Origin of the sequence: Draconibacterium sp. IB214405, from assembly GCF_033963885.1 — a bacterium.
Taxonomy (GTDB): Bacteria; Bacteroidota; Bacteroidia; order Bacteroidales; family Prolixibacteraceae; genus Draconibacterium.
Window position 1 is genome coordinate 1,263,114 of the sequence record NZ_JAXBMA010000001.1, and the last position, 23,161, is coordinate 1,286,274.

General features: G+C 40.3%; 21 protein-coding genes. 8 read left to right on the forward strand and 13 right to left on the reverse strand.

What is annotated here, in order from left to right; all coding sequences use genetic code 11:
• The first annotated feature begins 72 nt into the window (after window positions 1-72).
• A complete protein-coding gene (locus tag SLH46_RS04885) occupies window positions 73-1,863 on the forward strand; it encodes an AMP-dependent synthetase/ligase (protein ID WP_320280036.1) in 1,791 nt (596 codons plus the stop codon).
• A gap of 149 nt (window positions 1,864-2,012) precedes the next feature.
• Here SLH46_RS04885 and SLH46_RS04890 read toward each other — a convergent pair whose 3' ends face one another.
• Window positions 2,013-2,453 (reverse strand): hypothetical protein, encoded by a 441-nt coding sequence (locus SLH46_RS04890; RefSeq protein WP_320280037.1) that lies wholly within the window; start codon window positions 2,451-2,453, stop codon window positions 2,013-2,015.
• A 151-nt stretch (window positions 2,454-2,604) separates the two neighbouring features.
• Between SLH46_RS04890 and SLH46_RS04895 the strand changes: the two genes are divergently transcribed.
• Both SLH46_RS04895 and SLH46_RS04900 read left to right on the forward strand, forming a co-directional pair.
• Entirely contained in the window at window positions 2,605-4,629 is a 2,025-nt protein-coding gene (locus SLH46_RS04895; RefSeq protein ID WP_320280038.1) for a T9SS type A sorting domain-containing protein, read from the forward strand.
• Window positions 4,630-4,668: 39 nt separating this feature from the next.
• On the forward strand, window positions 4,669-5,415 hold the full coding sequence (locus tag SLH46_RS04900) for a hypothetical protein (protein ID WP_320280039.1): 747 nt from the start codon (window positions 4,669-4,671) through the stop codon (window positions 5,413-5,415).
• Window positions 5,416-5,561: 146 nt separating this feature from the next.
• Here the strand turns inward: SLH46_RS04900 and SLH46_RS04905 are convergent, their stop codons facing one another.
• Both SLH46_RS04905 and SLH46_RS04910 read right to left on the reverse strand, forming a co-directional pair.
• A complete protein-coding gene (locus tag SLH46_RS04905) occupies window positions 5,562-6,839 on the reverse strand; it encodes a hexokinase family protein (RefSeq protein ID WP_320280040.1) in 1,278 nt (425 codons plus the stop codon).
• A gap of 29 nt (window positions 6,840-6,868) precedes the next feature.
• Window positions 6,869-8,242, reverse strand: a complete 1,374-nt coding sequence (locus SLH46_RS04910; RefSeq protein ID WP_320280041.1) for an alpha-L-fucosidase — start codon at window positions 8,240-8,242, stop codon at window positions 6,869-6,871.
• Between the two features lie 101 nt (window positions 8,243-8,343).
• On the opposite strand from SLH46_RS04910, the gene SLH46_RS04915 reads away from it, so the two are divergent.
• A complete protein-coding gene (locus tag SLH46_RS04915) occupies window positions 8,344-9,381 on the forward strand; it encodes a WD40/YVTN/BNR-like repeat-containing protein (protein ID WP_320280042.1) in 1,038 nt (345 codons plus the stop codon).
• Window positions 9,382-9,442: 61 nt separating this feature from the next.
• Here the strand turns inward: SLH46_RS04915 and SLH46_RS04920 are convergent, their stop codons facing one another.
• From SLH46_RS04920 to SLH46_RS04935, 4 genes are all read right to left on the reverse strand, one after another.
• Window positions 9,443-10,981 carry a family 20 glycosylhydrolase gene (locus tag SLH46_RS04920; protein WP_320280043.1) on the reverse strand — a complete coding sequence of 513 codons (1,539 nt, stop codon included), beginning with the start codon at window positions 10,979-10,981 and terminating at the stop codon, window positions 9,443-9,445.
• A 134-nt stretch (window positions 10,982-11,115) separates the two neighbouring features.
• Window positions 11,116-12,000: a cation diffusion facilitator family transporter gene (locus SLH46_RS04925; RefSeq protein WP_320280044.1), complete on the reverse strand. Its 885-nt coding sequence runs from the start codon at window positions 11,998-12,000 to the stop codon at window positions 11,116-11,118.
• 41 nt (window positions 12,001-12,041) lie between these two features.
• Window positions 12,042-12,746, reverse strand: coding sequence for a LytR/AlgR family response regulator transcription factor (locus SLH46_RS04930; protein ID WP_320280045.1), 705 nt, complete (start codon window positions 12,744-12,746; stop codon window positions 12,042-12,044).
• The gene (locus tag SLH46_RS04935) at window positions 12,746-13,831 is read right to left on the reverse strand and encodes a sensor histidine kinase (RefSeq protein ID WP_320280046.1); all 1,086 of its coding nucleotides are present in this window, start codon (window positions 13,829-13,831) and stop codon (window positions 12,746-12,748) included. The genes SLH46_RS04930 and SLH46_RS04935 overlap by 1 nt, the downstream gene beginning before the upstream one ends.
• 218 nt (window positions 13,832-14,049) lie before the next feature.
• Between SLH46_RS04935 and SLH46_RS04940 the strand changes: the two genes are divergently transcribed.
• A complete protein-coding gene (locus SLH46_RS04940) occupies window positions 14,050-14,463 on the forward strand; it encodes a MotA/TolQ/ExbB proton channel family protein (protein WP_320280047.1) in 414 nt (137 codons plus the stop codon).
• Between the two features lie 42 nt (window positions 14,464-14,505).
• Here the strand turns inward: SLH46_RS04940 and SLH46_RS04945 are convergent, their stop codons facing one another.
• From SLH46_RS04945 to SLH46_RS04960, 4 genes are all read right to left on the reverse strand, one after another.
• Window positions 14,506-15,192: a lipid-A-disaccharide synthase N-terminal domain-containing protein gene (locus tag SLH46_RS04945; RefSeq protein WP_320280048.1), complete on the reverse strand. Its 687-nt coding sequence runs from the start codon at window positions 15,190-15,192 to the stop codon at window positions 14,506-14,508.
• A gap of 64 nt (window positions 15,193-15,256) precedes the next feature.
• Window positions 15,257-15,988 (reverse strand): ribonuclease III, encoded by a 732-nt coding sequence (rnc, locus tag SLH46_RS04950; protein ID WP_320280049.1) that lies wholly within the window; start codon window positions 15,986-15,988, stop codon window positions 15,257-15,259.
• A gap of 6 nt (window positions 15,989-15,994) precedes the next feature.
• Window positions 15,995-17,236 (reverse strand): beta-ketoacyl-ACP synthase II, encoded by a 1,242-nt coding sequence (gene fabF / locus SLH46_RS04955; RefSeq protein WP_320280050.1) that lies wholly within the window; start codon window positions 17,234-17,236, stop codon window positions 15,995-15,997.
• A gap of 39 nt (window positions 17,237-17,275) precedes the next feature.
• Entirely contained in the window at window positions 17,276-17,509 is a 234-nt protein-coding gene (locus tag SLH46_RS04960) for an acyl carrier protein (RefSeq protein ID WP_320280051.1), read from the reverse strand.
• A 183-nt stretch (window positions 17,510-17,692) separates the two neighbouring features.
• Here SLH46_RS04960 and purN point away from each other — a divergent pair, with 183 nt between their 5' ends.
• From purN to rprY, 3 genes are all read left to right on the forward strand, one after another.
• Complete coding sequence (gene purN / locus SLH46_RS04965; RefSeq protein ID WP_320280052.1) at window positions 17,693-18,265, forward strand: phosphoribosylglycinamide formyltransferase; 573 nt, start codon at window positions 17,693-17,695, stop codon at window positions 18,263-18,265.
• A 122-nt stretch (window positions 18,266-18,387) separates the two neighbouring features.
• Entirely contained in the window at window positions 18,388-19,932 is a 1,545-nt protein-coding gene (locus tag SLH46_RS04970; protein ID WP_320280053.1) for a sensor histidine kinase, read from the forward strand.
• Window positions 19,933-19,934: 2 nt separating this feature from the next.
• Window positions 19,935-20,624 carry a response regulator transcription factor RprY gene (gene rprY, locus SLH46_RS04975; RefSeq protein ID WP_320280054.1) on the forward strand — a complete coding sequence of 230 codons (690 nt, stop codon included), beginning with the start codon at window positions 19,935-19,937 and terminating at the stop codon, window positions 20,622-20,624.
• A 68-nt stretch (window positions 20,625-20,692) separates the two neighbouring features.
• Here the strand turns inward: rprY and lepA are convergent, their stop codons facing one another.
• Window positions 20,693-22,480, reverse strand: a complete 1,788-nt coding sequence (gene lepA / locus SLH46_RS04980; RefSeq protein ID WP_320280055.1) for a translation elongation factor 4 — start codon at window positions 22,478-22,480, stop codon at window positions 20,693-20,695.
• Between the two features lie 77 nt (window positions 22,481-22,557).
• Window positions 22,558-23,058 (reverse strand): putative molybdenum carrier protein, encoded by a 501-nt coding sequence (locus tag SLH46_RS04985; protein WP_320280056.1) that lies wholly within the window; start codon window positions 23,056-23,058, stop codon window positions 22,558-22,560.
• Between the last annotated feature and the right edge of the window lie 103 nt (window positions 23,059-23,161).

Genomic DNA, 23,161 nt, shown 5'->3' on the forward strand with positions numbered 1-23,161 from the left:
AAAATAGCATAAACGCTTTGTAAATCAACCAACAACAAAAGCCTTATATTTCGAAGTTTTTAAAATTGAAATATGGGACAGACAGTTACACGCACTTTTGATGTTCTCGAACGCGCATTAAAAGAATTTCCCCGTGAAGATGCCATAGCCGGTAAAAAAGACGGTAAATGGTACACTTATTCAACCGAAGAATATTATAAAAAATCGCACCAGTTGGCCATGGGACTGATGGCTTTAGGTTTAAAGCGTGGCGATAAAGTTGCTACGGTTACAACCAACAGGCCCGAGTGGAATTTTGCCGATATGGGATTGGCAATGGGCGGTTTTGTTCACGTGCCAATTTATCCAACGCTGGGAGACGACGAATACAAGTATATTCTGAAACACGCCGAAGTGAAGATTATTCTGGCGGGCGATAAAAAGCTTTTCAAAAGTATGTGTCCGCTGGCCAATATGATAGATGGTGTTGATGCCGTTTACACTTTTGAAGAAGTTGAAGATGCTAAACATTACGAGCAGATTTTGGAACTCGGCGAATCAAAAAAAGAGGAGTTTTCAGCCGAACTGGAAAACATAAAAAAGGATGTAAAACCTGACGATTTAGCAACTTTAATTTATACATCGGGAACAACCGGTGTGCCAAAAGGAGTAATGCTGACTCACACAAACCTGGTATCGAATTTTATTGAACATGTTAATTTGCACAACTTGGGTATTGAACATCGTGCCTTAAGTTTTCTTCCATTGTGCCATGTATACGAGCGTACTATGAATTACCACTTTCAGTACAAAGGAATGGGAATTTATTATGTGGGTAATCTGGCTCAAATTGTTTCGTCGATTAGAGAAGTGAAACCGCACATGTTTAACTCGGTACCACGTTTGCTCGAAAAAGTTTACGATGGTTTTGTGGCCAAAGGAAAAGAGTTGACCGGTATTAAAAGAAAACTTTATTTCTGGGCGCTTAATCTTACCCGTCATTTTGAATTCAACAAAAAGTTTGGTCCGCTAATGAAACTGAAAATTTCGGTGGCTGATAAACTAATTTATTCGAAGTGGCGCGATGCGTTGGGTGGAAATATTACTTATGTTGTATCCGGAGGAGCAGCGCTTCAACCTCGTATTGCCCGTGTTTTTGGAATGGCAAAAATCACTACCCTCGAAGGATATGGTTTAACAGAAACTTCGCCGGTAATTGCCGTAAATGACCCAAGTACAATGGAAATTATGATCGGAACAGTTGGTCCGATCCTGAAAGGTTACGATGTGAAATTTGCTCCGGATGGCGAGATTTTGTGTAAAGGTCCGGGTATAATGAAAGGTTATTACAAAGCGCCAGAACTGACTGATGAGGTGATTGATGAGAACGGCTGGTTCCACACCGGCGATATTGGTATGTTGGTTGACGATAAATACCTGAAAATAACCGACCGTAAAAAGGAAATTTTTAAACTCTCTGGAGGTAAATATATTGCTCCTCAGATGATTGAGAATAAGTTAAAAACTTCGGAGTTGATCGAGCAGGTGATGGTGATCGGTGCCAACGAGAAATTTGCAAGTGCCATTATTTCTCCTTGCTTCCCAATACTTCACGATTGGGCCGGCGAGCATAAATTGCACTACGAAAACAATGAAGATCTTATCCAACTTCCGGAGGTAATAAATAAGCTGCAGAAAGAAGTTGCCAAAATAAACAAGACACTCGGATCGCACGAACAAATCAGTCGTATCCGTTTGGTGCACGAAGAATGGACACCAACATCGGGCGAATTATCGCCAACACTGAAACTGCGGAGAAACGCCGTTGCAGTAAAATACCAGCACTTAATTGATGATATATATTCCGTGGGAGGTAAAAAGTAGCCTCGAAAAAGATTAGTGCGTAAGCACATGCTGAACCAAACTTAAAAGGTTGCAAGTTTTTTGCTTGCAGCCTTTTTTTGTTAAAAATGAAAAGACCGGGGCTGTATCATTTCTGTTTATACAGCCCCGGTCCTTGGCTTATTTCTTGTTTAAAAGAAAGCTCTATCCCACGGAATGGCCGCTAAAATCAAAATCAACGCAATTCCAAAAAACAGGGTTGTTACCTGGTGTTTTTTCCATGGTGCTACATCTTTTTTCGACTTTGCCCTCCCAATGTGTACCAGCGCAAGTGCAATAAACATCATCAGAAAATGTTCGACGGCGTAAAACCGAAGTTCAGGATTTTTCATTGCCGCACCAAAGTTGGCAAATGCAGCTTTGGTAATTGGGCTCACAAAAGCATAAAGTACGATTCCCAACAAAAACTGAATGTCCATTATCATTACCAGTATCAGGCCGGTTAGGTTATTTGCCTTGCCCCAGTTTCGTTTGCCAATCCATCCGGCAAAACCCATAATAACCGAAACAACAAGCATAATTAAAACCAACCAGCGAAATCCGTTATGTGCGTGTAATAGTCCTTGATACATAATTTTATAAGAATATTTTGTTGAATAACATTGAAAATGGAAATAAGTTCTTTCTGATTGAGAAAATTTATGAATAGCAAATGGAACATAATTTTTATTTCTGAGAATAAATTTATAGTTTAGAAGCACTAATTAACTAATAAACAGACTTATGAAAAAGCTAATCCTTACAGTCACAGTACTGCTTCCTTTATTTTCAGTATTCGCACAAACAAAATCAAATGTAACGTTTGATCCATCCCAAAATTTTCAGAGCCTAAACATTGAGGAAGAAGGAAATCCTGAAATTCAGTTTATTTCCGATTATGTTGTTCCCGAAGAATTGGAATTGATTCAAGACAGTATTGTATATGAATCATTTGATACCACAACGTTTGAATGGGTACGGATGAAACGGTATAATCAAATTTATGAAGAAGACGGTAACTGTGGATCAGTATGGATTAAAATATGGAATGATTCCACCCAAGTGTGGAAAGATTTTAAGATTTCAGAACAGTGTTGGAACGAGGATGGTGAAGAGATATATAATGAACGCAAATATTACAGCAGTTTAAATCTTATGGAAGACACTGTGATATTTTATGGAAAAACAGTTGAACAGGTTGAATTTCACGATGATCAAAGAACAGTAAAGACGACTTCGTATAATGATCCGCTCAGGAATGGAGAAATGGTTCAAACCAATCAAGAAGAATATACTTACGATACGAGTGATAATCAGGTCTTTTATATGCACATGCTTTGGAGCGAGGAACGAGCCGTCTGGGATACAATTGAGACTCAGGAAAATGCTTACGATGAGTATGGTAACAAAGTGAAGGATAGGGTGATGCACTGGGGAGGAACCTGGGATTTGTCCTTGCGTGGCGAGCATTATTTGGAATGGCACTATAACGTGCAAAATAAACTTGACACTCTTTATTGGTATTGGTGGAACTATGATATTGAAGAATGGGTGATTTCCGGGGAAGAGATATCGGAATATAATGAGGATACGTTATTAGTTCGTAGATATGGGTTGTACTGGGATATGGAACAGGAAGCTTTAGTTAATTCGAGTAGTACAGAATGGGATTATGATACGATGGGCAATGAGATTTTAAAAATGGAGTATAGGTGGAACAGTGATAGTTATGAATGGAAGAATGAATTCAAAATAGAAACATTATATACCGAAAGTGGAAAGAAACAAATGGAGACCAGCTATTCGTGGAATGATGATAGTTTAAAATGGATAGGTTCACGCAAATTGGAGTATGAATATACCGATGGCCGACTATACGATTACAAAGTACTTTGGTGGGAGGAAGAGCTTAATGACTGGGTACAATCAGAACATAAGGCGTATGAATATGAGTATGACAATGAAAACAGGCTTGTACTCAAAATAACAAAACGAGCAAACTCAGTAGATAGTCTGATTAATTATGAAAAGAACGAGAATATATATGAGCCGCTAAAGAAGATTTCGATTTCTTATTTATGGCAATCGAACGAAGAGAAATGGCTACCGCAGAGTAAGGGGGAGCTAGAATACAATAATGAAGGTGTTATCATATTGCAAAGGAATTTTAATTGGGATAATTTACAAAGTGAATGGATCCTGCAGTTACAATGGGAATATGAATATGACGTGAATGGCAACCTGATAATGAATGGCAACTTAACTAATTTTGGAGTCAATATCTATTGGGGCAATAAAACTTATTCAATTTATGACGGCAATAACGACCCGATTTATAATGCTAATTATACGTGGGATGATGAAATAAATGACTGGAAAGGAGTATACAAAAGAGAGCAGAGCTGGGTTCAGAAGCACCGAATGGATACCTCAACTAACTATTTGTGGAATGAAGTTGCCTGGAACTGGATACCTACTTCTAGACACATATATTATTATTCGGAGATTGAAACTGACGTAGAAGTTATAAAAGATGATATTGGTTTCCGCGTTTATCCAAATCCTGCAAGTCAAAATGTAACATTCGATATTGACTCGAATGTAACTGAATGCAGAATGGAATTGTATGATATGAACGGGAAACTCCGGTTAAGTAAAGATTTATTACAGGGGAAAACAATTTCTGTAAATCATCTCACCTCTGGACTTTATTTTTGGAGGGTAGTCCAATCAGACCAGATTTATAATGGTAAGCTTATTATAAACTGACCTAATTCTCTTATTTTTAGTGAATAATCCGGTCTTAATATGCAGGAAGTAAAGAAACAGCTGGAAGTTTTACTGGTGAACTATTTTAGAGATCGCTACCCCGATTTTCCGAAAGGGAAAGTTGTGGCATCCGAGTCGCCCGATTTTGTGGTGAAAATGAAAAACGCACACAAACTCGGAATTGAACTTACCAGGCTAAATCCTGCCAGCGCTATAACAAAAACAGAAAAAGAGGAAGCGCTGATAAACTTCAGAGACGAATTGGTTGATGATATGAAGGAGCTTTTTGAAGCCGGTTCAGATGCGAAACTTTTTGTGAAATTTATGTTTTCGGAGAAACAGTTGATCTCCCCTGAACGCGAATTAATGGTGCGGTCGAAAACTGTGGCAACCATAAAATCCGCCATTGCAGATAAATCGGAAGGAGCATTTTTTCATAAAATTCTTACGAATCCCGATTTGCCTGAAGGGCTGGGTGAGGTTATGATGGCGCATCACCCCGAGTTAAAAGAGTCTGTTTGGGAGCGTTCGAATAACCTGGGAATTTCGAATAATGTGGTTGAGGATATTCGTTTAGCCATTGCCAAAAAGGATGAAAAACTGCGGATATACCAAAAACAACAGTTGCAGGAATACTGGCTTTTAATTACTACTGATTGTCTGCGGGCAGATAAGAATATCAATCTCCTGAATAAGATCAGTCACGAGGAATTTGAGTCGCGGTTTCAGCAGGTTTTTGTGCTCGATTTGATGCGTGCGCGGGTGTTTCCGCTGGTTGAAAATTAGAGCGATGAGGTTTTCCTGCAGGCTGCTTCATCCGTCGTTCTGAACTTGATTCAGAATCTTGCTTCGCGGGAAACAAACCCTGAAACAAGTTCAGGGTGACGTTCTTTTAAAACATCTATTCCTTTAAGAAAACCTCATCAAATAGTTTAGTTTACAATGGCTGCAATGGCTGCACCAAGTAAGCTTGAATTTTCCACTTCCACAATTTCGTAATAACGCTGGTTATCTCCTGAAAGGAAATCCTGCAGGTAGTCTTCAAATAGCTTCTGAAAATTATGAAGCTTATAAAATGTTGTTCCTTCAATGGTCATTAACACCGGCTTTTCGTGATGTTTGCCTTTTCCGGTTTGCAGAATTACAGCAGCCAGGTTGGCAGCTACCAGTTTTGCTGCGCGCTCAATGAGCCCGTCGATAATTTCTGCGACAAGCATTTTGTCCGAATCGCTGGTAAAAACTCCCGGTAATACATTATGGGCACTTTCAATACCGTGCACATAAGTATTTACTTCTTCCGATGTTAGTTCCTGCAGATTCTCAAAAACTTCAGGATTGGCAAAAACACCTTCTGCAGCTGCCGTTTTTAAAGCTGCAGTACACAAACCGCCAAAGTATCCTCCTGAGAACATTTTTTCAAAAGCATAACGACCCGGATTTTCGGTGGTGTTGTCAAAAGCAATATCAATATCGGTGCGCGGAGCCAATGTAAATGCTCCCGATTCGATGTTGATGATCTGGCTGCCTTCCATATTCAGCCCATCAGTTTTGGTAATGTTTTTATTGGCCTCAATATAGCTGGTGTTTGTTCCGGTGCCCAAAATAAAACCAATATAAGTATCGTAGGCTTTTACCGCTCGTGCTGCTTTTCCGGCAAGTAGTGTAGAGACGGTGTCGTTCATCAGTACCAGTTGTTTTTCGGGTGTTTGCATGGCGTTCAATAGCCCTTCGCCAATCATTTCTCCAACCACATCGGGTGCTTTAACCTCTTTACTCCATTCAATCAGTTTTCCGTCTTTGTTCGGGAAAATCTCTGCGGCGTAGGAAAAGCAAAATCCCAGTTTATCCGAAGTGTTTTTGTAACCGGCCAGGTACGATGCAAAAGTATCGAAGAACTCGGCTTTGGTCAGTTCTTTTTCAACGCCCGGCATTTTTGCCTTTGTAATGTTTTCGGTTACCAGTTTCAGATTATCGTCGAAATAAACTTTGGCCGCTCTAAAATTGGTGCCTCCTGCATCGATGGCAACAACAGGTTCGTTGGCTTTTACTTCTCCGTCGGCTTCAATGAAGGTTGGAAGCATAAGAAGTGAACTTTCTTTACCGGCCAATCCTTTTGCCATTTCATCTAAAAAGGCGTTCACCACCTCTTTCATTTTAATGTCGTCAGCCGTCATCTTGTGGCTTCTCAGAAATTCAGTTGCTTTAGTCATGATCGTATTACGTTTATTTGGTTTTCGAATTAAAGAACATCTTCAAGTTTAAATACCCAGGCGTAAGTGCGGGTAAGTTTACCAGGAGTTAAAACCGGTGCTGAAATGGTAATGGTTTTTCCCGATTTTTTGAAATTTACATTGCCCTGGTAACCTAACAAACTTACCTTTGATGCTTTTTTTAGTCCCTTTATTTTTAAATCAGAAGTAGGATATTGGGTACAATGTACATACAAGTCTTTTCCTTTTTTAGTAAAAAATACATCAGCGATTGCATTGTCTTCTGTGCCTTCCCATCTTCTTGTTTCGTAAATTGCTTCGCCGTTTGTTGCCAGCCAGTCGCCAATATCAAGTAAACGTTGTTGCTGAATTACAGGAATGCGACCATCGGCAGTTGGGCCAACATCAAGCAGAAGGTTGCCTCCACCTGCAACTTTTTCAATCAGTAAATGAATCAGCGCTTCAGAGCTCATGTAGTTTTCAACCGTTTCAATCTGGTTATAGCCAAATGAAGTTCCAATTCCGCGACACTCTTCCCACGCTTTGTCAATTCCTTCACTTTTACCGTCGTGAACCAAATCGTACTCGGTAGTGTAAAATCCACCATGTTTGCTGCGCGTTTCTTCTCCCCAACGGTCGTTAATACAAATCCGGTCTTTCACTGGCGATTCGTTATAGAGCCAGGCCAAAAACTCGGTGCTTTTCCAGTCTTCGCTTGGATGTTCCCATTCGCCATCGGTCCATAACATATCTGGCTCGTAGTTGGTAACCAGGTCTTTCATTTGCGGAATCATATGGTCGTCGACATATTTCTCCAGGTTGTTGTGGTAGAGTGGATTGTACCATTCGTAAAGTGAATAATAGAATCCCATGTTCAAACCGGCATCTTTAACGGCAGTGGTTAAATCGCCGCAAATATCGCGGTGCGGACCAATGTCAACACTGTTCCAGTTCCAGCTTTGGGCGCTGGGCCACAGTGTAAAACCTTCGTGGTGTTTCGATGTTAAAACCACATATTTTGCTCCGGCGCGTTTAAACAAATCGGCCCATTGCTCCGGATTCCAGTGTTGTGCTTTAAACTGTGGAGCAAAATCAGGGTAAAGGAAATTTTCACCATACATGTTGTTATGGTATTCGCGGAAAAGTTTTCCGGCCTTGCTATCGTCATTAATCCGGTATCCATACCACTCTGCGTATTTGGCATACACACCGATATCGGCATTGGCCGGTGCCCAGGCCGGAACCGAATAAACTCCCCAGTGAATGAAAATGCCAAATTTAACATCTTCGAACCATTGTGGAACTGGTCTGCTATCAATCGATTTCCAGTTTGCTTCGTATTTTTGAGCGTAGGAAACAGTGAGTAAAAGAGATAGGAAAAACGGCAAGATAAGTCGTTTCATTTTGTTGGTTTTAGATTATGATTTAAGTTATTCAGAAAAGATTTCTGATACTATAAACTTACAATAATTTTTATTTTAGTTTTATAAAAAAATATACTTACATGAAATTGCTTCTGACTTCCGCTTTTATTTTGCTTTTATTTTCTTGTCAAATTGCTACAAAAAAACAATTCGATGTTGTTTTTTCGGAACTAAATACCAATACCGAAGCCAGCTTGCGAGGCCTGCAAGTTGTAGATGAAAACGTTGTTTGGGCGAGTGGTTCAGGAGGAACAGTTTTGGTTTCGACCGACGGCGGTGATAGTTGGAATGATGTTACGGTACCGGGAACTGAGAAAAATGATTTCCGGAGTATTCACGCCTGGGACGACAAAACAGCCATTGTTTTTGGTGTTGCCGGTCCCGAGTTTGGTTACAAAACCATTGATGGCGGTGCTACCTGGAATGTCGTATTCCAGGATACAACTCGTGGTTTATTCTTCAACTCGGTAAAATTTGCCGATGTAAAACATGGTTTGGCAGTAAGCGACCCTATTGATGGAAAGTTTTTTGTGTTACGAACCGAGGATGCCGGAATTTCCTGGACTCAGGTTGCGGATCTGCCTTCTGTTGAAGAAGGAGAAGCCAATTTTGCAGCATCAAATACATGTATTGAATATTTACCATCAGGAAGAGCCTGGATAGCCAGCGGTGGAAAAGCGGCGCGTGTGTTTTATTCTGCAGACTTCGGAAAATCGTGGCAAGTTGCGAAAACTCCAATGGTTCGTGGGTTAACTTCGTCCGGAATTTTTTCTGTAGAATTTATAAATGACAACGAAGGAGTAATCGTTGGAGGAATTTTCGATCAGCCGGAATTAAATACCAATATTGCATCGTACACAGTTGACGGAGGTGTAAGCTGGCTGCCGGCAGTAACAATGCCAAATGAATACCGCTCGTGTGTTCAGGAGGTAAAAGTGGGTAAGGAATCATTAGTATTTGCAATCGGAAAAACCGGCTGCGATATTTCTACAGATGGTGGTATAAACTGGAATTTTCTTTCCGGCGAAGGATACTATACATTCAGAGCGGTTCCGGGACAATTGTCCGGTTTTGCTGCTGGTAGTTCTGGTCGTATTGCAAAGGTTGAATTTAACTGATAATAAAAACGGGCTGCATTTCTGCAACCCGTTTTTATTATTTTTATCCAATCATATTTTTCTATTCTTCCCACGGAACGAGGGCCGATTTATAATAATCGATGCCAAGCGCTTCAAAACGTTTTCCGTGTTTTGCTAAACGTGTTTTATATTCGTCCCAGCTTCTTTCGCTTGGTGCTGTCCAGCCAATTTCGGCATATCCCGGCAGACGAGGGAAAACCAGGTATTCCACTTCGTCGATATTGGTAACGGTTTCCGACCAAAGCGGCGCTTCAATTCCCAAAATGTTTTCTTTGGTTATACCTTCAACCAATGTTGCAGGATCCCAGTTGTAACCATGATCCACTTCAATATAACCGGCCCAGTGCAGACCAAGATGACTTGTTGAATCATACTGCATATCGAGATAGGCACGTGCTGCCGGCGACATCAATACCTGAGCTCCTTTTTCTACACCCAGTGTTGTGTTTTCAACATCGGCCCAAAATTGTACGGTAACATCGTCGATTAATTTGGCGTTGGCAATCTCATCCCAGCCAATAATCTTTTTGCCGTGTTTTTTTACGATGTCCTGAACTTTATTTACAAAATATACATAGTCGTCGTGTGCAGTTACATGCGATTCGTCGCCACCAATATGGATGTACGGACCAGGAGTTATTGCAGCCAACTCGCGAATTACATCGTCGATAAACTGGTAGGTAATTTCTTTGTCGGTACAAAGTGTACTAAATCCAACGTTAGTTCCGGTGTACAACTCGCGGGCTTTTCCGTCGCAATTTAATTCGGCGTACGATGCAAGAGCAGCGTTGGTGTGCCCCGGCATGTCGATTTCAGGAATGATCATGATCTGGCGATCAGCAGCATACTGAACCAACTCTTTGTATTGCTCCTGGGTGTAAAAACCACCTTCGCCGCCACCAACTTCTGTTTGTCCGCCTATTTCAGTCAATTTTGGCCACGATTTAATTTCAATTCTCCATCCCTGATCATCTGAAATATGCAGGTGAAGCACATTCATTTTGTACATGGCCAGAAAATCGATGTATTGTTTTACTTCTTCAACATTAAAAAAGTGGCGCGAAACATCGAGCATGGCTCCACGGTACGCGTATTCCGGCGAATCGGTTACAACTCCGGTTGGTACGTAGATTGGCGATTCAGCTTTTTTTACAGGCAAGGTCTGCAAAAACGTTTGTGCGCCAAAAAAACATCCGGCTGCGTCGGCTCCTGTAATTGAGGCGATATACTTTTTGATTTTCAACTCGTAACCCTGAGAATTTAACTGATCGTTGTCGGAAATTGCAATATAAATTCCTTTCGAGGGGGTACTGTTGGTTGTTTTTATTTCTACTTCAGTACCTGTAAGTTGCGTTATTTTTTCTGCCACAATCTCAGCAGTGGGGAGCAATCCTTCAGCACCTTCCTGCACATAAATCAGTTTTGCGTTGGCAAGATTATATGCTCCGCCGCTCGCTGTAACGCTGGTTGGCTTTGGTATAAAAGCTGTTTTTGTGAGGTCGGTTTCAACTTTTTCCGTGCAGGACTGAAACATAGACACGAGGATTACTAAAATTGACAATAATGATATTTTTCTCATTTAGTTAGTTTTTAAAAAATTTAAATAGATGATAAAAATATGGAAAAAATTTATTTTTCAAGCGAACTAACTGTGTTTTTGCACGATTAAAAAAGTTGGAATTTGCCGGAAGTAATTTTTGATGAAGCTCTGCTTTAATAACGTTCGAAATTCGTGAGTTTATCACTTAATGGTTCAGGGTGAATGGTGGTGAAAAAACCAAATTCCTCATTAATAGCTTTCTCAATTTTTGTGCAGATTTCGTGAGTTTCGAAAAGTGTCATTTCAGGAGGGAGTTTTATGTGGCAGCTCATTTCGGTGTGATGACCGTAGTGGTGCAAGTGTATATGATGCAGGTTTACCTGGATTACACAATTAAGGCTAACTGTTTTATGAATTTTCTCCAATAATTCATCAGAAGGACTTTCGCCAAGCAGCGACTTGATTTCTTTTGACAGAATTTCGAAACTGGCATAACCGATTAAAATCGCCACAATGAAACCTAGAATAGCATCCGTCCACCAGAAATATTTCCCTACAAAAAGACCAATCAAAATAATTAGCGAAGAAAGTGCGTCGGTGCGATGATGCCAGCCATCAGCTTTTAAAATGGCTGATTTTGTTTTTCGGAATCCCCAAAATGCATACTGCGCCAATAATTCCTTCACCACAATTGAAATGATCGTAACAATCCATGCAATCGGGCCAAAAACCGTCTGCTCGCGGGTACCAAATTTATCGATCGATCGTAACACAAAATCGAACGCAACAATTGCCAGCAGGACACCAATAATAATGGCTGCAATGTGTTCGGCTCGTCCATGTCCGAAAGGATGATCGTCGTCGGCCGGCTTGCTCGATATTTTTCCACCGATTAAAACAATTATCGACGAAACCGAGTCGGTAAGCGTGTGCCAGGCGTCAGCGATTAAAGCCACCGAGCCGGTTACAATTCCCGCCCAGTATTTCAGGGCAAAAAGTACGGTGTTGGCTATAATAGAAATCCAACCTTCGCGGAATATATACTTATTGTTCTGCATGTGGTTTAAAAGTAGGAAAAACAGATTAAAAATGGAAAGGTTTAATGCGACAGTAATTTTTGAAGCTCGGGTTTGTAATTTCTGCCAACGGGTAATTTCTTGCCATTGATTTCGACAAAACCGGCTCCGACCGATTCAATTTTGTTGATGGAAATAATGTACCCGCGGTGAATTTGTAAAAAATGGCTCGTTGGCAAGGTATCCGAAAGGTGACCGATACGTTCTTTCGTAACAATTTTCTGATCGGTAGTAAAAGCAATTACATAATCGCCCAGGCTTTCGAAATACAGGACATCATCCAGGTTCACTTTGTAATGTTTTTTATCGGCTTTCAGAAAAATAAAATCCCTGCTGTTTTGATTAGTTGCTCCTGCCGCCGGTGAATCTTTGGGAGACTGAACTGCCATAAAGTGGTCGATAGCCTTTGTAAAACGCTCGAACGAAATGGGTTTCAGAAGATAATCAACCACATTCAATTCAAAAGCATCGATGGCATAATCGCGATAAGCGGTGGTAAAAATAACTTTTGGCGGATGCGATAATGAGCGAATAAAATCGACCCCGGTTATTTGTGGCATCTGGATATCACAAAACAATAAATCGATCTTTTCTTTTTGCAAAACCGGCATGGCTTCAAGCGCATTGCTGCACTCGGCAACAATTTTAAAATCGGTAAAAACCGAAAGGTGATTTCGAATTACACGAATGGCAATGGGTTCGTCGTCTATGATGATACACCGGTACATTATTCAGCTAGTTCTAAGGATAAAGTTACAGAAAAAGAATCTTCTTTCTCGTCGATCTTCAGGTCATATTTATTGGGGTACAGCAGCTCAAGTCGTTTTTTTACATTCTTAAGTCCGATACCTTTTGAGTAGCTGTCGGTTTGTGCACTCAACGGATTCTTCGAATTCGTAATGTAAAACGACATCGTTGTATGCTGCACTTTTAAGGAAATAGAAACAGAAGCCGTTCCCGGATTGTTACTCACGCCGTGTTTAAACGCATTTTCAACAAATGGAAGCAGGAGGAGAGGAGCAATTTGCAGGTTGTCGGTTTCGTCCGGGAAATCGACAGTAATACTCAGCTTTTCAGAATACCTCAGCTTTTCGATGGCAATGTAGTTTTGCAGGTTGCTGATTTCGTCGAAAAGTAACACGCGTTTTTCGTTACAACGGTATAAAATGTAATCAAGAATATCGGACAAACGCAAAACCAGATCGGGCGCTTCATCCGATTTTTCCATCGTGAGGCCGTACAAGTTATTTAATGTGTTAAAAAGAAAGTGGGGGTGAATCTGGGCTTTTAGTAATTTTAATTCGGCTTCTTTTAGTTTTAGTTCAGTGTTTAGTTTTTTTTGTTCCAAATCATTCTTTTCCTGTTGAATAAAAAAGGCGCGTTTGATTTGTTTTACGGCAATGGCAAGAAAAACGATAAAATTCAGCGAAATAACCTGAAGCTCGGGATGCAACACTGCCGGTTCGAGAGAAGCTTCTTTATACAGAATGTGTATCAGCGCATAAAAAACAATTAGGAACGACAACCAGCTAGAAACTAAAAGTGTAAAAAAGCTGAGATACAAAAAATAGCCGTACCGTTTTTTGTCAAGGTATTTTGGAATCAACAGGTAATTGAAAACGCAGGTTGTGATAACAGCAACCGGCAGCAATCCGATGGATAATATAATGGAGACCTCTGGAAATTCACTGTTCCAGTTAAAGACAAGAAAATAGAAAAACCCTACAATTATCCAGAAAACAATATGATACGAGATTCGGATATTTTTCGAACTCCTGGCTTGCCGGATAATATGTTGCAGTTGCTCTGTCATTTGCTAATAAAAGTAAAAAATAAGCTTGATTTTCGTTCTTTAAAAAATCAATCGATAAAATGCACCAAATCACAGATGAACAACCGAATCGCTTATCTGGTCGTTAAATGCGCTGAAAATTGATGTAAGATGCTGCTTTTGTGTCGTTCAGCGATAAAATTCTTTCGAATGTGTGAAGAAGATTTAGTTTGCAGTTGTAACTTTAAATTCAAAGAAAAATGATTGAACTAGACAAAGCAGAAACCGGATTAGGCTATATGGTTCAGGCCTACAGGATAGGCGGGCCATTTATGCATTGGATAACGATTTTCGGTCTGATCGCTCTGGGTATAACTGCCTGGAAGGTTTTCGAAATAGTTACCAAAAAACAAGTGAATACAAAACTTGTAGGACTGATAAAAATGTCGGCCTCGTTGGCACTCGCTACCGGACTTTTATCGCAGGTAGTTGGTATTGTTCAGGCCCTGGAGGCTATTAAGGCTGCGGCTGATGTTTCGCCTGAGATTGTAATGGGGGGAGCTATCGTGAGTTTTTACGCTCCAATCTGGGGATTGATCGTATTTATTTTTGCGCTATTGCTTTATTACATCGTGAAAGAGGTGATAAAAGCAAAATGGCCAGAAAACAATTAAAAGAAAGAATAAAAATGAAGGTCGGTTTTTAATTAAGCCGGCCTATTTTATTTTGTCCGAAACCTTACCGATTACTTTATTCAGCACAGGAATGTTGTTCAATCGGTCAAATAAGCTGCTTTTGCCGTAATGTAAGGAAATGTTTCGGATGTAAGTGAAAAGCCCCAAACTGTGCGAGGCAAAAAGCACCGGATCGAGACGGGCAATGGAATAGGTAAAAATCATTAACGAACCGCAGGTGCTGATAATCCAGAATCCCAGCGGGAAAAGCGATTCTTTTTTATTTTCGGAATGGATCCACTGGTAGAAAAAGCGGGAGATAAAAACCAGTTGCGCCGTAGTTCCCCAAATCATCCAGAACAGCGAAACCTTATCGTTGTGCAGTATATTGGCAAAATTACCGGTAGTAAGCAGCCATACCCAGTAAGCCACCGGAATGGCCAGGGCCAGCACTTTTAATACCCATAACATTTGCGACCATACTTTTTTTAGCTGCAGGTTACGAATATAGATTCCATACACCAACGACTGTCCGACTACAATGGCGAAATCGTGTCGTAAAATACCATAAGTAAGCATCAGAAGAGAAGCTACCAGACTGATTTGCCAGTAAATAACGGGCGAAATTACTTCCCCTTCTTTTTCCGATTTAAACCATTGAGCAATGGTTCGGATAAAAAACAATCCCTGGGCAAAAAAGCCGAGACCTATGATTAAAATACTTTCCATGTATTGTTATTGCGGGGCAAATTTAATAAACGATCTGAAATTGATGTTGGTAACGGTTGAGAGTTTACAACTCGTCGAGTTTTTTTAATGTTTCCTGTGCGGCATTCTGGTGCGCTTCTTTTTTTGAAGTTCCCGTGCCTTTGCCAACTTCTTTATCATCAATTTTTACCACCGCTCTAAATCGTGGTTGTTTCAATTTTTCGTCGGTTTCTTCCGTTGTTTCGAACTCAATTTCGCGCTTATTTTTTTGACTCCATTCAATAAGCTGGCTTTTAAAGTTCGAGTCTGCCTGCTCAATCTCATTAAGATCGACAAACTGAGGAAGGATTTTTTTCGTAACGAAATACTTGGCCGCTTTGTAATCTTTGTCCAGGTAAATTGCACCGATAAGGGCCTCGAGTGCATCGCCGTAGATGTGGCTTTTATCGATGTTTTTTGTTGTATTCGAATCGATAAAAATGTGCAAACCCATTTCGTGCGTCAATTGTGTAAGAATGGCGCGGTTTACGAGCTTCGAGCGTGTTTTGGTTAAAAAGCCTTCGTCTTCCTGCGGAAAACGGTTGTACAAAAAATCGGCAATTATGGCGCCCAGAATGGCATCGCCAAGGTACTCGAGTCGTTCGTTGTTTACAAAATTACCTTGTGAGTCGACCATCGACGCCGACTTGTGAATAAAGGCAAGATCGTACAAACGCAGGTTTTGGGGGTAAAATCCTAAAAGGTCTTTTAAAAACAAATAAAACTCTTTTCGATCAGACGAAAAGAGTTTTACTCGTTGTACTATTTTTCTTACCACAGTATACTACAGTTTTTTGAAAACTACTGTTGCATTGTGCCCACCAAAACCAAATGTGTTGCTAATAGCTACATTTATTTCCTTCTCCTTGGCGGTGTTGAATGTGAAATCCAACTTTTCGTCAATTTCAGGATCTGGTGTAGTGTGGTTGATTGTAGGTGGTACAATACCATTGATTATGGCAAGAATACTGGCAAGGCCTTCAATGGCTCCGGCAGCACCAAGAAGGTGACCGGTCATTGATTTTGTTGAACTGATGCTCAGGTTATAAGCATGTTCGCCAAATGTTTTTAGAATAGCCTTTGGTTCTGCAATGTCGCCAAGCGGAGTTGAAGTACCGTGAACGTTAATGTAATCAACGTCTTCTGGTTTTAACCCTGCATCTTCCAATGCCCATTTCATAACTAAACCAGCACCTTTTCCTTCCGGATCTGGAGCGGTCATATGATAAGCATCGGCCGACATGCCACCACCAACAATTTCTGCATAAATTTTTGCTCCGCGGGCTTTTGCATGTTCATATTCTTCGAATATAAACGCTGCAGAACCTTCGCCCATAACAAAACCATCACGGTCTTTGTCGAATGGTCGCGAAGCAGTTTTTGGATCATCATTGCGTGTTGAAAGTGCGCGCATAGAGTTGAATCCGGCAACACCGCATTCGTTTACTCCTGCTTCCGAACCTCCTGTCAAGATCATATCCGCTTTGCCCATACGAATGGTATTCATCGCGTCGATCATGGCGTGAGATGCTGAAGCACATGCACTAACTGTGGTATAGTTTGGACCCCTGAAACCGTATTTCATTGATACCAGACCACCTGCAATGTTTGCAATCATTTTAGGGATAAAAAACGGAGAAAAACGAGGACGCTCCTCTTTGTAAGCTCTTACTTCCTCGTGGAAAGTTTGTAAGCCTCCAATTCCTGCACCCCAAATAACGCCTACTCGGTCACCGTCAACTTTTTCCAGATCCATGCCACTGTCAACAACGGCTTGTTCTGAAGATGCAAATGCATACTGCGTATACAGGTCGTATTTGCGGATTTCCTTTTTCTCCATGTACTGTAGAGGATCAAAATCTTTTACCTCGCAAGCGAACTTGGTGGTATGCAACGATGCGTCGAAGTGGGTTATAGGCCCAGCTCCACTTACTCCGTTTTTAAGATTCTCCCAATACTCTTCAACGGAATTCCCTAAAGGATTAACGGTACCAATACCGGTTATTACTACCCGTTTCAATTCCATAAATGAATTCTATGAATATAACTTCTTGTGCTAAAAAAATTAAAGGGCAGCTTCGATGTGAGCGATAGCTTCACCTACTGTAGAAATCTTTTCTGCCTCATCGTCTGGAATAGCAAGATCAAATTCTTTCTCGAATTCCATGATTAATTCAACTGTGTCAAGTGAGTCAGCACCAAGATCGTTTGTGAAAGATGCTTCTGTAGTTACTTCACTTTCGTCAACACCTAATTTATCAACGATTATTGCTTTTACTTTTGCTGCAACGTCAGACATAATTCTTAATTTTAATTAATACTAAATTTTGTTTTAAATAATTCGCTGCAAAGTAATACATTTACGCTTTAAATCTCCAAGAAAAAAATTAAAAAAGATGTTAACGTTAAAAGGTATATGATAATTAAGTGCCTAAAATTGAACGATTTGTTTAAAAGTTCTAAAGTCTAAAGAAACGTTAAAATGGAAGAGAAAAGAATTGCATTGTTTGCATCGGGGTCGGGAACCAACGCTGAAAATATTATTAAGTACTTTTCTGAAAATGAAAAAATTATAGTCGATTCCCTGTGGTCGAACAAATCTGATGCCTATGCACTCGTTAGAGCTCAAAATTTGAATATAAAAACCTTTGTTTTTAACAGGGATCAATTTTACAATACAAACGAAATTGTTGAAACATTAAGAAATCGTAAAGTGAATGTTATTGTGCTTGCCGGTTTCTTGTGGCTTATCCCCGAAAACCTGATCGAAAACTTCACGATTATTAATGTTCATCCGGCTTTGCTGCCCAATTACGGCGGAAAAGGAATGTACGGAATGAATGTGCATAAAGCAGTGGTTGAAAACAGAGAAACACATACCGGAATCACAATTCATTTTGTAAATCAGAATTACGACGAGGGGAAAATCATTTTTCAGGCAAAATGCGAAGTGCTTCCGGATGACACTCCGGAAATGGTAGCCCAAAAAGTACACGAGCTGGAATATCAGCATTTTCCGCCCATAATAGAGAAAGTACTCAACGAAATGAGCTAATAAATGTCAATTAAATACCTTAAATAAGAGAGGTTGGTTAATTAATTTTACAATTTACTGTATCCTGTTAAATAATGTTAAGTGCCATAATCTCAGCGTTTCAATAAAATTATCTTTGCTGCATGAGTCGAAAAATGTTAATAACATTAATTGTGTTGATGGCAGTTGTGCTGTCGGGATTAATCTTGGTACAGGTTTCCATGATTAGATCGGCGGCGAACATCAGGGAAGAGCAGTTTAATAAGCAGGTAATTAATGCTTTGGCTCAGGTGGCCCGGCAATTAGAAGCCGATGAGGAATATATGGCACGACAATATGCTCGCAATGGCGGTATTCCCGGGAGTGGAAATCCCAATGAGTTTGGAGGCGTTTTTCCCCGAACTAACAGCGGGAGCTTGTTGAGTTTTCAATTTTCAATTACGCAACAAAAACCATACGGTCAGCTGGAAGAAAGTTACCGGATGCAGTATCAGGATACTTCAGCATCAGGAAGTGGGTTTTTAAGTATCGAACAACTTTTAATTAACCGACAAGAGATTGAACGAAAAAGAGAACAATGGCTTAGAGATGTAGACTGGAAGAACTTCGAGATACTTTATCTGGAAGATCGTCCAATTGAAGAACGAATTGACACAACACGTCTTACTCAGCTTCTTGCTCATGCAATAAATCAGGCAGAGATTAATTTGGAATATCGATATGCTGTAACCAATGCTTCCTTAGGCAGGCAAGCTATCCTGGTTGGAGCGACGGATTATCACACCAGCAAAAGTACAAAGGAATTTAGCCAGCCATTATTTCAAAACGACTACGGTGGCGCTAAACCCAATTACCTGAATGTGTATTTCCCCAATCAAAAAGGCTACCTTTTCAGGCAAACCGGATTGACGATCATTCCTACGATAATATTAACCGGTTTGCTGATTGCGATTTTTGCTTATGCATTAATGGTTATTATGCGGCAGAAAAAGCTGTCGAACATTAAAAACGACTTTATAAATAATATGACGCACGAGTTGAAAACACCGATTTCAACTATTTCGCTGGCGAGTCAGATGTTGCAGGATGGAAGTGTTGCCAATACACCATCGATAATTGAACATGTTTCGAGTGTGATTAACCAGGAAAGCAAACGTTTGAGTTTTCAGGTGGAAAAGGTGCTGCAGATGGCCGTTTTTAACGAAGGTCGCTTAAAACTGAAACTGCGCGAATTTGATGCCAATACAATGGTTCGCACTGTAACCGCTAATTTTGAATTGCGGGTTAAGAGTAAAAACGGAACACTTCACACCGAAATTTCAGCAGAAAACGCACATATTAAAGGTGACGAGGTGCATATTACAAATGTTATTTTTAACTTGCTTGACAATGCAATGAAGTACAGCAAAGATATTCCTGAGATTTGGGTGAAAACCGAAAATAGAAAAGATATGGTTCTCATATCGGTGCAAGATAATGGCATAGGAATTGCAAAAGAACATCAGGCTCAGATATTCGATCGGTTTTACCGGGTGCCAACTGGTAATGTTCACGATGTAAAAGGATTCGGATTGGGCCTCAGTTATGTGAAGAAAATTGTTGACCTACATAACGGTACAATTAAAGTTGAAAGTGCATTAAATAAAGGAACGAAGTTTAAAATTTATTTCCCACAAGTAAATAATTAACCATGGAACAAAAAACAAAATTACTACTGGCTGAAGACGACGAGAATTTAGGATTATTATTAAAAGAATATTTAGTTGCAAAAGGATACGATGCAGAACTTTACCCTGATGGTGAAGCCGCATACAAAGGATTTATGAAAGAGCATTTCGATATCTGTATTTTGGATGTTATGATGCCTAAAAAAGACGGATTTACCCTGGCTAAAGACATACGAATTATAAACACCGATATTCCAATTCTTTTTCTTACGGCTAAGAATATGAAAGACGATGTGCTGGAAGGTTTTAAACTTGGTGCCGATGATTATATTACCAAACCTTTTAGTATGGAAGAACTGATTATGCGTATTGAGGCGATTCTTCGTCGTACATCGCAGGAAGGTCAGGCGAGTGCTCAGCAGGTTTTTACGTTGGGTAAATTTACTTTCGATACCCGGAAACAAACACTTAGCGAAGGAGACGATATTGTAAAATTAACTACAAAAGAATCGGATTTGCTAAAGTTGCTTTGCCAGAATGCCAATAAGGTTTTGGAGCGTAATTATGCCTTAAAATCAATCTGGATCGACGATAATTATTTTAATGCACGTAGTATGGATGTTTATATTACCAAACTGCGTAAGCATTTAAAAGATGAACCTACGGTTGAGATTATCAACGTACATGGAAAAGGTTACAAACTGATAGTTTGATAGAAGAATACAATAAAAGAAAAGCCTGATAAATATTTATCAGGCTTTTTTATGCTTTTAATTTTACTTTAATCGAGTTTCAGTACTGCAAGGAAAGCTTTCTGAGGTACTTCAACATTACCTACCTGTTTCATTCGTTTCTTTCCTTTTTTCTGTTTTTCCAGCAGCTTCCGTTTACGCGTGATATCACCACCGTAACACTTGGCAGTAACATCTTTACGAACAGCTTTTACGGTTTCGCGGGCAATAATTTTTGCACCAATAGCTGCCTGAATTGCAATATCGAACTGTTGTCTCGGAATCAGTTCTTTAAGCTTCTCGCACATTCGACGACCGAAAGGATAAGCATTGTCGAAGTGAATTAATGTCGATAAAGCATCAACCATTTCGCCATTAAGCAGAATGTCCAGACGAACCAGTTTTGCAGGTTTAAATCCACTCATGTGGTAGTCGAACGAGGCATAACCTTTTGAGATACTTTTTAGCTTATCGTAAAAGTCGAACACAATTTCTCCCAAAGGGAGGTTGAAAACAAGCTCAGCCCGTTCTGATGTCAGGTAATTCTGACTAACCAGTTCGCCGCGTTTGTCGAGACACAAAGTCATTACCGGCCCAATAAAATCGGAGGCGGTAATAATATTGGCGCGAATATATGGTTCTTCAATTTCGTCAACAGTGGTTGATGCGGGCATTCCCGATGGGTTGTAAACCGTAAGTTCGGTACCATCCGTAAGGTGCGCTTTATACGAAACGTTGGGAACCGTTGTAATTACGTTCATATCGAACTCTCGTTCCAGTCGTTCCTGAATAATTTCCATGTGCAATAATCCAAGGAATCCGCATCGGAATCCAAATCCGAGAGCAGCAGATGATTCAGGTTCAAAAGTCAGTGAAGCATCATTTAATTGAAGCTTATCCATGGCAGCACGCAAATCTTCGTAATCGTCGGCATCAATAGGGTAAACTCCGGCAAAAACCATTGGTTTTACCTCTTCAAATCCCTCAATTGCTTGTTCACAAGGATTTGCAACATGTGTAATCGTGTCACCAACTTTTACCTCTTTGGCAGTTTTAATACCCGATATAATATAACCTACATCACCGGGGCCCAGCACATCGCGTGGTTGCATGCTTAGTTTTAGCACACCAACTTCGTCGGCGTCGTATTGTTTGCCTGTGGCCACAAACTTAACCAAGTCTTTTTTCCTGATCTGACCGTTCTGAATTTTGAAATAAGCAATAATTCCGCGGAACGAATTAAATACCGAATCGAAAATAAGTGCCTGTAACGGCGCTTTTGGATCGCCCTTAGGATGAGGTATTTTATCAATAATATGGTCAAGGATTTCCTGAACACCTTCACCGGTTTTTCCACTTGCTTTGATGATGTCTTCGCGGTCGCAGCCAATCAGGTCGATGATTTGGTCTTCAACAACTTCGGGCATGGCATTCGGAAGGTCCATTTTATTCAGAACAGGAATGATCTCCAAATCGTGTTCGATGGCCAGGTACAGGTTCGAAATAGTTTGTGCCTGAATACCTTGCGTGGCATCAATAATTAACAATGCGCCTTCGCAGGCAGCAATCGATCTGGAAACTTCGTAAGAGAAATCCACGTGTCCCGGGGTGTCAATCAGGTTGAGCTTATAAGCCTTATCGTCATGCACATAATCCATCTGAATGGCGTGGCTTTTAATTGTAATACCACGTTCCTGTTCCAGATCCATGCTGTCAAGTACCTGGGCGTGCATTTCGCGTTCGCTTACCGTTTTTGTAAACTCCAAAAGTCGGTCGGCCAAAGTACTTTTTCCGTGATCGATGTGTGCAATGATGCAAAAGTTTCGAATATTCTCCATTTACTACCTGTTAACAACCATTCAACTAAATGGTTCCCTTTAATTTTGCGCAAAGATATTTATTTTTTGAAATAAAGTTATGGCTGTATATCCGAAGCCGAGAATTTAATTTTTACAATAAGTTCGGTGGTAAAACGATAGGCTGCAGAATAGGCTTCCGACCATTCACTTTGGCGAGGCCCGGCAATGTTTAAAACACTGATATTATTGATAATAATCCATATCAATAATTTATCGGGATTGGTTTCGGGGCGGATTATCCGGACGGGTTTATTATTCTCGATTGAAAATTGTTTGGTTAGGAATGTGCCGCCTTGTAGTTTTTCGGGTGCAAGAATTAATGTGCCGTCAGCTTCAATGACATTTTTTCTTGTTCTGGCTTTGTATTCGCTTTCTTCCATTTCCTCCAAGGGATATAAATCCGGTATTTTGCCGTCTTCTGCTTTCCTGTTTTTGGGGCACCATCCGCCACAAGGGAAGGAATATTGCAGGCAGGCGTCTAAAACTGCACGGTCAACTCCAGTTTGTCCACCAGAAATTATTTTTTGGCACGGTATTTGTAATTTTGTAGTTGTCATGAAAACAATTTAACTGAAGACGATTTATCGTTGTTCAGGAAACAGATTAGAAACAAAATACTTCACAGCAATAAGCTGTTTTTTCATAAGTTTGGTTTAGTTA

What these genes read in the sequence shown, in the direction of transcription:
- SLH46_RS04895 (WP_320280038.1), top strand. Translation starts at nt 2,605, where the DNA reads ATGAAAAAGCTAATCCTTACAGTCACAGTACTGCTTCCTTTATTTTCA.
- SLH46_RS04885 (WP_320280036.1), top strand. Translation starts at nt 73, where the DNA reads ATGGGACAGACAGTTACACGCACTTTTGATGTTCTCGAACGCGCATTA.
- rprY (WP_320280054.1), top strand. Translation starts at nt 19,935, where the DNA reads ATGGAACAAAAAACAAAATTACTACTGGCTGAAGACGACGAGAATTTA.
- SLH46_RS04960 (WP_320280051.1), bottom strand. Translation starts at nt 17,509, where the DNA reads ATGTCTGACGTTGCAGCAAAAGTAAAAGCAATAATCGTTGATAAATTA.
- SLH46_RS04920 (WP_320280043.1), bottom strand. Translation starts at nt 10,981, where the DNA reads ATGAGAAAAATATCATTATTGTCAATTTTAGTAATCCTCGTGTCTATG.
- SLH46_RS04985 (WP_320280056.1), bottom strand. Translation starts at nt 23,058, where the DNA reads ATGACAACTACAAAATTACAAATACCGTGCCAAAAAATAATTTCTGGT.
- SLH46_RS04970 (WP_320280053.1), top strand. Translation starts at nt 18,388, where the DNA reads ATGAGTCGAAAAATGTTAATAACATTAATTGTGTTGATGGCAGTTGTG.
- SLH46_RS04945 (WP_320280048.1), bottom strand. Translation starts at nt 15,192, where the DNA reads ATGGAAAGTATTTTAATCATAGGTCTCGGCTTTTTTGCCCAGGGATTG.
- SLH46_RS04915 (WP_320280042.1), top strand. Translation starts at nt 8,344, where the DNA reads ATGAAATTGCTTCTGACTTCCGCTTTTATTTTGCTTTTATTTTCTTGT.
- SLH46_RS04890 (WP_320280037.1), bottom strand. Translation starts at nt 2,453, where the DNA reads ATGTATCAAGGACTATTACACGCACATAACGGATTTCGCTGGTTGGTT.
- SLH46_RS04935 (WP_320280046.1), bottom strand. Translation starts at nt 13,831, where the DNA reads ATGACAGAGCAACTGCAACATATTATCCGGCAAGCCAGGAGTTCGAAA.
- SLH46_RS04910 (WP_320280041.1), bottom strand. Translation starts at nt 8,242, where the DNA reads ATGAAACGACTTATCTTGCCGTTTTTCCTATCTCTTTTACTCACTGTT.
- SLH46_RS04940 (WP_320280047.1), top strand. Translation starts at nt 14,050, where the DNA reads ATGATTGAACTAGACAAAGCAGAAACCGGATTAGGCTATATGGTTCAG.
- purN (WP_320280052.1), top strand. Translation starts at nt 17,693, where the DNA reads ATGGAAGAGAAAAGAATTGCATTGTTTGCATCGGGGTCGGGAACCAAC.
- SLH46_RS04925 (WP_320280044.1), bottom strand. Translation starts at nt 12,000, where the DNA reads ATGCAGAACAATAAGTATATATTCCGCGAAGGTTGGATTTCTATTATA.
- SLH46_RS04905 (WP_320280040.1), bottom strand. Translation starts at nt 6,839, where the DNA reads ATGACTAAAGCAACTGAATTTCTGAGAAGCCACAAGATGACGGCTGAC.
- SLH46_RS04900 (WP_320280039.1), top strand. Translation starts at nt 4,669, where the DNA reads ATGCAGGAAGTAAAGAAACAGCTGGAAGTTTTACTGGTGAACTATTTT.
- SLH46_RS04930 (WP_320280045.1), bottom strand. Translation starts at nt 12,746, where the DNA reads ATGTACCGGTGTATCATCATAGACGACGAACCCATTGCCATTCGTGTA.
- fabF (WP_320280050.1), bottom strand. Translation starts at nt 17,236, where the DNA reads ATGGAATTGAAACGGGTAGTAATAACCGGTATTGGTACCGTTAATCCT.
- lepA (WP_320280055.1), bottom strand. Translation starts at nt 22,480, where the DNA reads ATGGAGAATATTCGAAACTTTTGCATCATTGCACACATCGATCACGGA.